Annotated in this window: 12 protein-coding genes, 3 tRNA genes and 1 pseudogene; 3 read left to right on the top strand and 13 right to left on the bottom strand. The window is 69.9% G+C overall.

Translation table 11 applies throughout. The features are described 5' to 3' along the window. Positions 1-9: 9 nt before the first annotated feature. The 3 genes from ABZT14_RS23700 to ABZT14_RS23690 form a co-directional block, all read right to left on the bottom strand. Entirely contained in the window at positions 10-1,146 is a 1,137-nt protein-coding gene (locus ABZT14_RS23700) for a D-alanine--D-alanine ligase family protein (protein ID WP_356306047.1), read from the bottom strand. Between the two features lie 96 nt (positions 1,147-1,242). Continuing rightward, the gene (locus ABZT14_RS23695) at positions 1,243-2,244 is read right to left on the bottom strand and encodes an NAD(P)H-dependent glycerol-3-phosphate dehydrogenase (protein ID WP_356306045.1); all 1,002 of its coding nucleotides are present in this window, start codon (positions 2,242-2,244) and stop codon (positions 1,243-1,245) included. After that, positions 2,241-3,035: a lysophospholipid acyltransferase family protein gene (locus ABZT14_RS23690; RefSeq protein ID WP_356306043.1), complete on the bottom strand. Its 795-nt coding sequence runs from the start codon at positions 3,033-3,035 to the stop codon at positions 2,241-2,243. Before ABZT14_RS23690 ends, ABZT14_RS23695 begins: the two co-directional genes overlap by 4 nt. 165 nt (positions 3,036-3,200) lie before the next feature. Here ABZT14_RS23690 and cofC point away from each other — a divergent pair, with 165 nt between their 5' ends. Beyond that, on the top strand, positions 3,201-3,920 hold the full coding sequence (gene cofC / locus ABZT14_RS23685) for a 2-phospho-L-lactate guanylyltransferase (RefSeq protein ID WP_356306041.1): 720 nt from the start codon (positions 3,201-3,203) through the stop codon (positions 3,918-3,920). A gap of 9 nt (positions 3,921-3,929) precedes the next feature. Beyond that, a complete protein-coding gene (locus ABZT14_RS23680) occupies positions 3,930-4,133 on the top strand; it encodes a hypothetical protein (RefSeq protein WP_356306039.1) in 204 nt (67 codons plus the stop codon). A 174-nt stretch (positions 4,134-4,307) separates the two neighbouring features. Here the strand turns inward: ABZT14_RS23680 and ABZT14_RS23675 are convergent, their stop codons facing one another. From ABZT14_RS23675 to leuC, 4 genes are all read right to left on the bottom strand, one after another. Continuing rightward, positions 4,308-4,931, bottom strand: a complete 624-nt coding sequence (locus tag ABZT14_RS23675; protein WP_356306037.1) for an HU family DNA-binding protein — start codon at positions 4,929-4,931, stop codon at positions 4,308-4,310. Between the two features lie 137 nt (positions 4,932-5,068). Then, positions 5,069-5,302: a hypothetical protein gene (locus ABZT14_RS23670; protein ID WP_356306035.1), complete on the bottom strand. Its 234-nt coding sequence runs from the start codon at positions 5,300-5,302 to the stop codon at positions 5,069-5,071. A gap of 250 nt (positions 5,303-5,552) precedes the next feature. After that, positions 5,553-6,161, bottom strand: a complete 609-nt coding sequence (gene leuD / locus ABZT14_RS23665; protein WP_356306033.1) for a 3-isopropylmalate dehydratase small subunit — start codon at positions 6,159-6,161, stop codon at positions 5,553-5,555. Positions 6,162-6,167: 6 nt separating this feature from the next. After that, positions 6,168-7,592: a 3-isopropylmalate dehydratase large subunit gene (leuC, locus tag ABZT14_RS23660; protein ID WP_356306031.1), complete on the bottom strand. Its 1,425-nt coding sequence runs from the start codon at positions 7,590-7,592 to the stop codon at positions 6,168-6,170. 152 nt (positions 7,593-7,744) lie between these two features. Here leuC and ndgR point away from each other — a divergent pair, with 152 nt between their 5' ends. Beyond that, positions 7,745-8,473: an IclR family transcriptional regulator NdgR gene (gene ndgR / locus ABZT14_RS23655; protein ID WP_356306028.1), complete on the top strand. Its 729-nt coding sequence runs from the start codon at positions 7,745-7,747 to the stop codon at positions 8,471-8,473. Positions 8,474-8,685: 212 nt separating this feature from the next. Here ndgR and ABZT14_RS23650 read toward each other — a convergent pair. The 6 genes and pseudogenes from ABZT14_RS23650 to ABZT14_RS23625 all read right to left on the bottom strand — a co-directional run. After that, positions 8,686-8,758, bottom strand: a tRNA-Glu gene (locus ABZT14_RS23650). A 58-nt stretch (positions 8,759-8,816) separates the two neighbouring features. Further along, positions 8,817-8,889 (bottom strand) — tRNA-Glu (locus ABZT14_RS23645). A gap of 25 nt (positions 8,890-8,914) precedes the next feature. Continuing rightward, positions 8,915-8,986, bottom strand: a tRNA-Gln gene (locus ABZT14_RS23640). A gap of 432 nt (positions 8,987-9,418) precedes the next feature. Next, positions 9,419-10,906, bottom strand: a complete 1,488-nt coding sequence (gltX, locus tag ABZT14_RS23635) for a glutamate--tRNA ligase (protein WP_356306026.1) — start codon at positions 10,904-10,906, stop codon at positions 9,419-9,421. Continuing rightward, positions 10,899-11,699, bottom strand: coding sequence for a fumarylacetoacetate hydrolase family protein (locus tag ABZT14_RS23630; RefSeq protein WP_356306024.1), 801 nt, complete (start codon positions 11,697-11,699; stop codon positions 10,899-10,901). Before ABZT14_RS23630 ends, gltX begins: the two co-directional genes overlap by 8 nt. Before the next feature lie 280 nt (positions 11,700-11,979). Continuing rightward, positions 11,980-12,093, bottom strand: a pseudogene (locus ABZT14_RS23625) (ATP-binding protein); the annotation flags it as partial.

Below are 12,093 nucleotides of genomic sequence, written 5' to 3'. Positions count from 1 at the left end.
CGGTCACGCTCAGCGCAGCCCGGTCGAGCGGTTCAGGGCCGCCTGGAGGAGACGGTCCACCAGCTCCGCGTAGCTGACTCCGCTCTCCTGCCACATGCGCGGGTACATCGAGATGGGCGTGAAGCCGGGCATGGTGTTGATCTCGTTGATCACGAACCGGCCGTCGTCGCAGAGGAAGAAGTCCGCGCGCACCAGCCCCTCGCAGGACGCCGCCTCGAAGGCGAGCACGGCCAACCGCTGGACCTCCTCGGTCTCCTCCGGGGTCAACGGGGCGGGCACCACACCCGAGGCGGAGTCGATGTACTTGGCCTCGAAGTCGTAGAAGTCGTGGGAGGTCACCGGCGGGATCTCGGCCGGCACGCTGGCCCGGGGCCCGTCCTCGAACTCCAGCACCCCGCACTCGATCTCCCGGCCCCGCAGAGCGGACTCCACGATGATCTTGGGGTCGTGGCGCTGCGCCTCGGCGATGGCCTCGTCCAGCTCCGCGAGGTCGGCGACCCGGGAGATGCCCATGGAGGAACCGGCCCGGGCGGGTTTGACGAACACCGGCAGCTGGTGTTCGGCCACGAAACCCATGATCCGTTCCCGCACCGACGCCGCGTCGCGCTCCCACTCCCGGGCGCGAACGACCAGGTACGGACCCACCGGGAGCCCGAAGGACTCGAAGATCCGCTTCATGTACTCCTTGTCCATGCCGACGGCCGAGGACAGCACCCCCGCGCCGACGTAGGGCACCCCGGACAGCTCCAACATGCCCTGTAGGGTCCCGTCCTCGCCGTAGGGGCCGTGCAGTACGGGGAAGACCACGTCCACCTCCCCCAGGGACTTGGGCACCGCCGCGGCCTCCGCGTAGGTGACCTCGCGGTGGGAGGGGTCGACGGGGAGCAGCACCGAACCCGCGTCGGCGTCGCTGAATTCGGCCACGCTGGGGAGGCGCCGGTCGGTGATCGCCATCCGCTCCGGGTCGTCCGGGGCGAGGGCCCAACGGCCGTCCGAGGTGATGCCGATGGGCAGCACCTCGTACTTGTCACGGTCGATGGCATCGAGAACCGCTCCGGCGGTGAGGACGGAGATCGCGTGCTCGGAGCTACGCCCACCGAAGATCACGGCGACGCGGGGCTTGGGAGAGGGGGTGTCGCTGCTCATATCCCGGTGACTCTACCGCCTGGTCCCGGGCGCGTCAGGCGTGTCGAACCCGCGTCTCCCCCGAGTCCGTACGCGGCGTCCACGCCGCCGGAGACGCTAGACGGACTCGGACTTGGCGCTGCGTCCCATCAGCTCCTTGAGGGCCACCTGCGGTGGCTTCTCCCGGTGCACGATGTCGAAGACGGTCTCGGTGATCGGCATCTCGATGGAGTGCCGGCGGGCCAAGTCCCTCACCGACTCGCAGGACTTGACGCCCTCGGCGGTCTGCTGGGTGACCGCGACCGTCTCGGCCAGGGTCATGCCCCGCCCCAGGTTGGTGCCGAAGGTGTGGTTGCGGGACAGCGGTGAGGAGCAGGTGGCCACCAGGTCCCCCATGCCCGCGAGGCCGGCGAAGGTCCGTGGGTCGGCTCCCATCTCCGCCCCCAGGCGGGCGGTCTCGGCGAGCCCACGGGTGATCAGGGAGGCCTTGGCGTTGTCCCCCAGCCCCATCCCGTCGGCGATCCCCACCGCGAGGGCGATCACGTTCTTCACCGCACCGCCCAGTTCGCAGCCGGTGACGTCCTGGTTGGTGTACGGCCGGAAGTACGGGGTGTGGCAGGCGGCCTGCAACCGTTCGGCGACCGTCAGGTCGCGGCAGGCGACGACGGCGGCGGCCGGTTGGCGGGCCGCGATCTCCTTGGCCAGGTTGGGGCCGGTGAGCACCGCGATCCGTTCCGCCCCGGCGCCCGTCACCTCCGCGACGACCTCGCTCATCCGCTGCACGGTGCCCAGTTCGACACCCTTCATCAGCGACACCAGCACGGTGTCGGCCGGCAGCGACGGAGCCCAGCGGGTGAGGTTCTCCCGCAGTGACTGGGAGGGGACGGCGAGGACGGTGAACTCCGCCTGGTGCGCCGCCTCCTCGGGCTCGGTGGTGGCACGCACCGTCTGCGGCAGCACCACGCCGGGCAGGTAGTCGGGGTTGCTGTGGTCGGCGTTGATCGCCTCGGTGACCTCACGGCGGCGGCCCCACAGGGTCACCTCGCAACCCGCGTCCCCCAACACCATGGCGAACGCGGTGCCCCAGGAGCCGGTACCGAAGACCGCGACCCGTGTCACGCGTTCTCCCCCTCGACGGTGCTGTGGTCGCTGACCCGTGGCGCGTCCGACTCGCCGTCGACCGGGCGGCGCCGTTGCTCCGCGGTCCGACGGGGGCTGAAGCGCCGCTCGGGTGGGCGCTCTTCCCTGATCTGGGCCAACTGCTCGGTGATGGCGTCCATCAACGTGTCCGTCACCTCCCGGAGCACCTCGACGGTCGGTTCGCAGCCCTCGTACGCGGAGAGGTCGACCGGGGGCCCGGCCTGGACGGTGAGCGTCTTGCGGGGGAAGAGGCGCAGTCGCTTGCTCTTCGCGTAGGGCGGCATCGCCAGGTTGGCGCCCCACTGGGCGATGGGGATGACCGGCGCCCTGGTGAGCAGGGCGACCCGGGCGGCCCCGGTCTTGCCTTCCATCGGCCACATGTCGGGGTCCCTGGTGAGGGTCCCCTCGGGGTAAAAGGTGACGCACTGCCCCCGGTGTACGGCTTCCACGGCGGCGCGGAAGGCGCCGGCCGCGTCGGCCGACTCGCGGTAGACCGGGATCTGTCCGGTACGGCGCATCATGGTGCCGACGAAGCCCTTGTCGAACAGGGAGACCTTGGCGAGGAAGCGGGGCAGACGGCCGCTGTTGTACTGGAAGTGCGCGTAGGAGAGCGGGTCCAGATAGGAGTTGTGGTTGACGACCGCGATGAAACCACCGTCGGCCGGAATGTGTTCCGTCCCGCGCCAGTCACGCTTGAACAACAGCAGCATGGGCGGTTTCACCAGAACCGCGGCGAGGCGATACCAGAAGCCGAATTTGCGGCGGGCCACCCGGACACCATCTCCTCTTACCTGTTTCGTCGCCACCGCACCCGCGACGGCGACCGCACAAGTGTGGCCCCGAGTCACAGCTCCGTCGAGCACACCGTCTGTCGTGGACACCGTAACCCCACCTCTGGCCACGGGAGGAGGGCGGTGACGGGCGAGAATGGGGCGATGGGGCAGCGAAGCGCACGGGGCACGGCGGGCGGTTGGAGCGTGGTGGTTCCGGTCAAGCCCCTTGAACAGGCGAAGAGCAGGCTGGCCTCCGGGCTCCCGGAGGAGCTCCGTCCACGCCTGGCGCTGGCCTTCGCCCAGGACACGGTGAGTGCGGCGTTGTCGGCGCCGTCGGTGCGGACTGTGGCCGTTGTCACCAACGACACCGAGGTGGCCGCCGAACTGTCGCTGCTGGGCGCCCGAATCGTTCCCGACCTTCCCCGGTCGGGGCTGAACGGGGCCCTGCGGTACGCCGCCGACGTACTGCGGGACACCTCGGCGGATATTCCCCTGGCGGCGGTCAACGCGGACCTTCCGGCGCTGCGGGGCGAGGAATTGGAACGCGTTCTGGAACGCGCCTCCCGCTTTTCCCGGGCATTCCTCGCCGACCAGGAAGGCAGTGGAACGACTTTGTTGACGGCACTCGGGGGTACGGAATTGAACCCCCTATTCGGTCCGGCGTCCCGGCGACGCCATCGGCGTTCGGGGGCGGTGGAGATCCCCCTGCCCGACGTGCCCAGCGTGCGGCAGGACGTGGACACCGAGCGGGATCTGCGCGCGGCCCAGAGGCTCGGTCTGGGGCGGTTCACCTCGACCCAGGTCCGGGTGCCGTGCGGCCCGGCGTCGGGGCCGGGAGTGCGCCCCGACGCCGGGCGGCGTGGGCGGCGTCGGCGCCCGTAGGGTGGGCTCATGCAGGCCACCACGTACACCTACGACGCCGACAGCCGCAGCGGCAGCGTCCTCCTGGACGACGGCACTCCGCTGCCGTTCACCGCGAGCGCCTTCGACGCCGGCGGTCTCCGTCTGTTGAGGCCCGGGCAGCGGGTGCGGATCGAGTGCGAGGGTGAGGGCGAGGAGCGGCGGGTGACCCTGGTGACCCTCTACACCTTCTAGTTCGCCCCCTGCCCCGCGCGGAGCCTCGGCCCCGGAGCGTACGGGCGAACGGCGCGTTCACAGCACACGGGCCGGAACCCCTTCGTCGGGGTTCCGGCCCGGCACGGATGTCGCGTACGGGGATACGGCGGCTGCCGTAGCGCCGGAGTGAGGGAGCGGTCCGCGAATGTCGCCTCACCTGCGGCGGGCAGTCGCCCGCTTGGCGGTGCTTCGGGCACCGGTTCGACGACCAGGCGACTTCTTGGCGGTCGACTTCTTGGCCGGAGCCTTTTTCGCGGTGGCCTTCTTGGCCGTCGACTTCTTCGCCGCGGTCTTCTTGGCCGTGGCCTTCTTGGTGGTGGTCTTCTTCGCCGCGGTGCGCTTGGCGGCGGTCTTGGCCGTGGTGGTCTTCTTGGCGGTGGTGCGCTTGGCGGTCGCCTTCTTCGCCGCCGCCTTCTTGGCCGTCGCCTTGCGGGTCGAAGTGCCGCCGGAGAGGCTGCCCTTCGGGGCCTTCTTGACGGCCACGTCGTTCTTGGGGAGCTTCTTGGCCCCGCTCACCAGGTCCTTGAACCCCTGGCCCGCGCGGAAACGGGGGACCGAGGTCTTGCGGACCCGCACCCGCTCGCCGGTCTGTGGGTTGCGGGCGTAACGGGCGGGGCGGTCCACCTTCTCGAACGAGCCGAATCCGGTGACCGAGACCCGGTCGCCGGAGCACACGGCCCGGACAATGGCGTCGAGTACGACGTCGACGGCTTCCGATGCCTGCTGGCGGCCACCGAGCCTGTCGGCAATTGCTTCAACGAGCTGCGCCTTGTTCACGTCTTCCCCTTCGGAGACAATGCCGGAACGAATGAGTTCAAGCTTTTTCGCACGTTAGGCAGATATATACCGCAAATCAAACACGAAACGGGCGGATCACCCTTGTGCCGCAACGCGCGTGAGGAGCCGTGACTTCCCTAGGAGTTGCCGGACTTGGGGAGCCGTCCCTCGCCGATGTCCCGCATGAGCCGTTCGAGACGTCGCGCCGCACCGGCGAGGTCGTGCTTGGAAGCGGCTGTGATGACGAGCAGCTTCCGGGTAAGTGCCACCCGTACGCTCTCCGGGACTTGCAGAGAACGCACAGTGCTATGCGCCTCCTTCAAGCGAACGGCAAGGCGGTCATACAGCTCAAGTTGACCGTCGCGTTCCATGCACAGATTGTGCCATCTGGGGGGAGTTGTCGCCTCATGAGACCCCAACACGCCGTGGAAACCCCCGAGATGGGGACGACGAGGGCTTCGAACACCGCCTCCAGAGGCCACATTCCGCCTGGTCCACGGGTACGCCCATCCGGCTGGCCGGGCCCGGACGTGGCTGTGCCCACCGCCGTTCGTCCGGCGGTGGGCACAGCCACGTTGAAGGCGGGCCGAGGGCCCAGGTCAGGCGCCCTCGGGCGAGGGGTCAGACCGGCTGGGTGACCGGCTTGAAGGAGGGCCTCCCGGCCTCGTAGGCGGCGATGTCGGACTCGTTCTTCAGGGTCAGGCTGATGTCGTCCAACCCCTCCAGCAGACGCCAGCGGGCGTTCTCGTCCAACTCGAAGACCGCGTCGACGACGCGGCCGTCCGCGCTCCGTCCCCGCACGGTACGAGCCACCAGGTCGACGGTCACCTCGGCCTGGGGGTCGGCCTCGACCAACTCCCACAGCGCGTCCACCGTCTCCTGGGGCAGGACCACGGTCAGCAGACCGTTCTTCAGGGAGTTGCCCCGGAAGATGTCGGCGAACCGGGAGGAGATCACGGCCTTGAAGCCGTAGTTCTGTAGCGCCCAGACGGCGTGCTCCCTGGAGGAACCGGTACCGAAGTCGGGGCCGGCGACCAGGACCGTGGCCCCCTGGTACCGCTCCTGGTTCAGCACGAAGTCCGGGTCCTTCCGCCAGGCTTCGAAGAGGCCGCCCTCGAAGCCGTCGCGGGTGACCTTCTTCAGCCAGTGCGCGGGGATGATCTGGTCGGTGTCCACGTTGCCGCGACGCAGCGGCACCACACGTCCGGTGTGGGTGGTGAAGGGCTCCATGGCGGTTCAGACTCCGGTCAGCGCGGGGACGTCGGACAGGTCGGCCGGCGAGGCGAGGTGCCCCAGCACCGCGGTCGCGGCGGCGACCTGGGGCGAGACCAGGTGGGTACGGCCCCCCTTGCCCTGCCGGCCCTCGAAGTTGCGGTTGGAGGTGGAGGCCGAGCGCTCCCCCGGCTTCAACTGGTCGGGGTTCATGCCCAGGCACATGGAGCAGCCGGCGTGCCGCCACTCCGCTCCGGCGGCGGTGAACACCTTGTCCAGGCCCTCCTCGACGGCCTGCAGGGCCACCCGTACCGACCCGGGCACCACCAGCATCCGTACTCCGGGGGCGATCCGGCGCCCCTCGATGACCTCGGCCGCGTTGCGCAGGTCCTCGATCCGGCCGTTGGTACAGGAGCCGACGAACACGGTGTCCACGTCGATCTCCCGCAGCGGCTGCCCGGCCGTGAGCCCCATGTACTCCAGGGCCTTCTGCGCGGCGTAGCGTTCGCTGGCGTCGCTGAAGGAGTCGGGGTCGGGGACCGAGGCGGACAGGGGGGCGCCCTGGCCGGGGTTGGTGCCCCAGGTGACGAACGGCGCCAGTTCGCTCGCCTCGATCACCACCTCGTGGTCGAAGACCGCGTCCTCGTCGCTGCGGAGCGTGCTCCAGTACTCCACGGCGGCGTCCCAGTCCTCGCCGTGCGGCGCGTGGTCGCGTCCCCTGAGGTAGTCGAAGGTGGTCCGGTCGGGAGCGATCATGCCCGCTCGGGCGCCGGCCTCGATCGACATGTTGCAGATGGTCATGCGGGATTCCATCGACAGCGCCTCGATGGCCTCGCCCCGGTACTCGATGACGTAGCCCTGGCCACCCCCGGTGCCGATGCGCGCGATGATGGCGAGGATCAGGTCCTTGGCGGTCACGCCTTCCGGCAACCGCCCGTTGACCGTGACCGCCATGGTCCGAAACGGAGCCAACGGCAGCGTCTGGGTGGCCAGTACGTGTTCGACCTGGCTGGTACCGATGCCGAACGCCAGCGCGCCGAAGGCGCCGTGCGTCGAGGTGTGGCTGTCCCCACAGACCACGGTCGTGCCCGGCTGGGTCAGCCCCAGCTGGGGTCCCACCACGTGGACGACGCCCTGTTCCACGTCGCCCAACGGGTGGAGACGTACGCCGAACTCCTCGCAGTTGCGGCGCAGGGTTTCCAGCTGGGTGCGGGAGACCGGGTCCGCGATGGGCTTGTCGATGTCCAGCGTGGGGGTGTTGTGGTCCTCGGTGGCGAGGGTCAGGTCCGTACGCCGTACCCTCCGGCCGCTCTTACGGAGGCCGTCGAACGCCTGCGGGCTCGTCACCTCGTGGAGCAGGTGGAGGTCGATGAAGAGGAGGTCCGGCTCACCGTCGACTCGTCGGACGACGTGGTCGTCCCAGACCTTCTCCGCGAGTGTCCGTCCCATTGCGTTCCCTTCGGTCGGCGACGGTGCCGATCCCGTCCTGTCGAGATCAAAGCCACATCGGCGGGCCCCGAGTAGCGGCTGTCACTACAGAGTGGCGCTTTCCACGGGGATGAGAACTTGCGTTTCGCAATGTGAGACGCCAGTATCGCGACATGAACAACTCTAGTGGCGCCTCAAGTGGAGTGGGCGTTCTCGACAAGGCCGCCGTGGTGCTCAGCGCTCTGGAGTCCGGGCCCGCCACCCTCGCCGGACTGGTGGGAGCCACCGGACTGGCCCGCCCCACGGCCCACCGGCTCGCGGTGGCCCTGGAACACCACCGCATGGTGGCCCGGGACATGCAGGGCCGGTTCATCCTCGGTCCGCGCCTGGCCGAACTCGCGGCGGCGGCCGGGGAGGACCGGCTACTCGCTTCCGCCGGGCCGGTGTTGACGCACCTACGCGACGTGACCGGCGAGAGCGCGCAGCTGTACCGGCGCCAGGGGGACATGCGCATCTGCGTCGCGGCGGCGGAACGGCTGTCCGGCCTGCGGGACACCGTCCCGGTCGGCTCGACCCTGCCGATGAAGGCCGGCTCCGCCGCCCAGATCCTCATGGCCTGGGAGGAGCCGGAACGGCTGCACCGAGGCCTCCAGGGGGCCCGTTTCACCGCCACCGCCCTGTCCGGGGTACGCCGACGGGGCTGGGCGCAGTCCATCGGGGAGCGCGAACCCGGGGTGGCCTCGGTGTCCGCCCCGGTACGGGGGCCGTCGAACCGCGTGGTCGCCGCCGTCTCGATCTCGGGACCGATCGAACGGCTCACCCGCCACCCCGGGCGGATGCACGCCCAGGCCATCGTGGACGCGGCGGCCCGGCTCTCGGAGTCCCTCCGCCGTACCGGCTGAGCCACTGTGGGGCGCGCCCCTCGGGGTCGCCCCACACCCCGCCCCGACACCGCACGGCTACCACCGGCCCGGTCAACCCGCCCCGTACGGGCCTGAGTTGACCCACCCGGGAAGAACCGGCGGGTGTGAAGGTGACCACGCGGGCACGTGCGACGAGGAACCCCGGACACGACACAGGGCCCTCCCCTGAGGGGAGGGCCCTGTGGATCGAGTACCCCCGACCGGATTCGAACCGGCGCTACCGCCTTGAGAGGGCGGCGTGCTAGGCCGCTACACAACGGGGGCCCCAACACGATCCCGCGTACGACATCCACCGAGAACAGTGGACGCGAACCGGGATCCGTACCCCCGACCGGATTCGAACCGGCGCTACCGCCTTGAGAGGGCGGCGTGCTAGGCCGCTACACAACGGGGGCTCGATCTCGTGGAAACGACATCGCGCTGGGGTACCAGGACTCGAACCTAGACTAAGTGAACCAGAATCACTCGTGCTGCCAATTACACCATACCCCAACAAAACGCAACCCCTGGCGGGGATTTCGTTTGATGATCACCGTCCGATCGGGGCTTCCGCTCCGCCTCGTTCGGCGACGAGAAGAACATTACCCGATGGGCGACGGTGCTCCAAAACGAGTTCCGCCGGCCCCGAACCAGCCTTCCGAAGGCCGCGCCACGGGCGTCACCGGCCGCTCATACGAGGTCACCCCACCCCACGGAGACCAGCGGGACCCGGCCCAGTCGAGTCCGGCCCGCACACCCCACGCGGTCCCCTCCGTGCCGGTGGCGCCCCTGATGAGAGAGGGGCCCAACTCCGCCGTCTCGAAGCGGAGTTGGGCCCCTACCGTCCTTCCCACGCCCTCGGGGTCATCACGACCCCTCACAGCCCTCCACACAGGCCCGCAAAAGGCCCTGGACTGTCCGGGCACCCGGGATCAGAACGCGCGCTCAGTCGGCCTCCTGGGCCAACCGCTCCAGGGTCACGTCGATCCGCGCCAGCGTGCGGTCCCGGCCGAGGACCTCCAGCGACTCGAAGAGGGGGAGGCCCACGGTCCGACCGGTCACCGCGACCCGTACCGGCGCCTGGGCCTTACCCAGCTTGAGCCCGTGCTCCTCACCGGCCGCGAGGACGGCCTCCTTGAGGGCCTCGGCCTTCCAGTCGGCGGCGAGCAGCCGCTCCCTGGCGCTGGCCAGCACCTCCCGGGCGCCCGGCTTCATCGCCTTCTTCCAGGAGGCCTCGTCCCGGACCGGCTCGTCCAGGAACAGGAAGTCGACGTTGGCGGTGATGTCGGAGAGCACCGTCAGCCGGGTCTGGGCCAGCGGCGCCAGCTCGTCGAAGGCCACCTGGTCGAAGGCCTCGGGCGCCCACGGCGCGAAGGGCTCCCGCAGCCAGGGGGCACAGGCTTCACGGAAGGCGTCCAGGGGCAGTTCGCGCAGGTGGGTGGCGTTGATCGCCTCGCACTTCTTGAGGTCGAAGCGCGCCGGGTTGGCGTTGACCGCGCTGATCTCGAAGGCCCGCACCATCTCGTCGAGCGAGAAGATGTCCCGGTCCTCGGACAGCGACCAGCCCAGCAGGGAGAGGTAGTTGAGCAGGCCCTCGGGCAGGAACCCGCGCTCGCGGTAGAGGTTCAGCGAGGACTGCGGGTCCCGCTTGGACAGCTTCTTGTTGCCCTCCCCCATCACGTAGGGCAGGTGGCCGAAGCGGGGCACTCCGCCGTTGCCGACACCGATCTTCGCCAGCGCCTCGTAGAGGGCGATCTGCCGGGGGGTCGAGGAGAGCAGGTCCTCCCCGCGCAGCACGTGCGTGATCTCCATCAGCGCGTCGTCCACGGGGTTGACCAGCGTGTACAGCGGCGCCCCGTTGGCCCGCACGATGCCGAAGTCCGGTACGTCCCGGGGCGAGAAGGTCAGCTCTCCACGCACCAGGTCGGTGAAGGTGATGCTCTCCTCCGGCATACGGAACCGGACGATGGAGCTGCGCCCCTCCGCCACGAACTCCGCGATCCGCTCGGGGCCCAGGTCACGGCAACGGCCGTCGTACCCGGAGGGCCGGCCCTCCTTGCGGGCCTGCTCGCGGCGCTCCTCCAGCTCGGCCTGGGTGCAGTAGCAGCGGTACGCGTGGCCGGCGGCCAGCAGCTTGTCCGCCACCTCGGCGTAGATGTCCATCCGCTGCGACTGCCGGTAGGGCCCGTGCGGCCCCCCGACCTCGGGGCCCTCGTCCCAGTCCAGGCCCAGCCAGCGCATGGCGTCGAGCAGCGCCTCGTAGGACTCCTCGGAGTCCCGGGAGGCGTCGGTGTCCTCGATGCGGAAGACCAGGGTGCCGCCGTGGTGCCGGGCGAAGGCCCAGTTGAACAGGGCGGTGCGGACGAGTCCCACGTGGGGGTTGCCGGTGGGAGAGGGACAGAACCGTACGCGGACGGGATTCGCGTTAGTCACGCTTGATCACCTTGTTGGTGAGAGTGCCGATGCCTTCGATGGTGACGGCGACCTCGTCGCCGACGTGCAGGGGGCCCACACCCGCAGGGGTGCCGGTCAGGATGACGTCGCCGGGCAGCAGGGTCATCGCCTCGGAGATGTGGGCGATCAACTCCTCGATGGGGCGGACCATTTCGCTGGTGTTCCCCAGTTGCCGCTGCTCGCCGTTGACGGTGCACATGATCGTCACCGAGGTGGGGTCCAGGTCCGTCTCCACCCAGGGGCCCAGGGGGCAGGAGCTGTCGAACCCCTTGGCGCGGACCCACTGCGCCTCGCGCCGCTGGACGTCCCGGGCGGTGATGTCGTTGGCGCAGGTGTAGCCGAGGATCACCTCACGTGCCCGTTCCCGGGGGACCCGGTGGCACATGCGGCCGATGACGACCGCGAGTTCGGCCTCGTGGTGCACCTCGGAGGAGTACGTGGGGTACGCCACCGGGTCCCCGGGGCCCGCCACGGCGGTGGAGGGCTTGAAGAACAGCACCGGGTCGTCGGGCACCTCGTGCCCCAGCTCCCTGGCGTGCTCGGCGTAGTTGCGGCCCACCGCGACGACCTTGTTGGGCAGCACCGGCGACAGCAGCCGCACCGCGCTGAGGGGCAGGGTCTTGCCGGAGCGTTCGAAGTCGGCGAAGGGATGGCCCTTGATGATCTCGATCACCGGGTCGTCCGAGGGCGACTGCTCCCGCTCGGTGGGGGCGGACGGATGCACGATGCCGAAGGCGACGTTGCCGTCCAGGGAGAATCTGGCGATGCGCACGGGTACTGCGACCCCTCACTGATCACTACCGGGGTGTAAAGACGGACACCCCAGCCTACCGAGACCGCCCACCGCCCCCACACCCGATTCCGGGCGAGCTCTCACGCCGCCGGAGCGACGGGGCCGGGAAGAAGGCGTACGACCTCGGGGATCACACCCACCGCCGATCGCCGGGGCCACCGAAGCCGCACCCTTGGGGCGCGTACCGAACCCGGAGGGCCGGCGTCGCCGGGGCGCGCTGTCCTTCCGCGCCCGGGCGGGGACCGCCGACGGGGCCCCGCTAGCGCAGGCGCGCCATCAGCGCGTGCTCGACGAGGGTGATCAACGCGCTCTTGGCATCAGCCCGATGACGCGCGTCAGTCGTGATGATCGGAGCATCCGGCCCGATCTGCAA

This window comes from Streptomyces sp. NPDC005438 (assembly GCF_040606315.1).
GTDB lineage: Bacteria > Actinomycetota > Actinomycetes > Streptomycetales > Streptomycetaceae > Streptomyces.
Note: the sequence above shows the minus strand (reverse complement) of the source record. Positions and strands in the feature narration are given on the sequence as shown.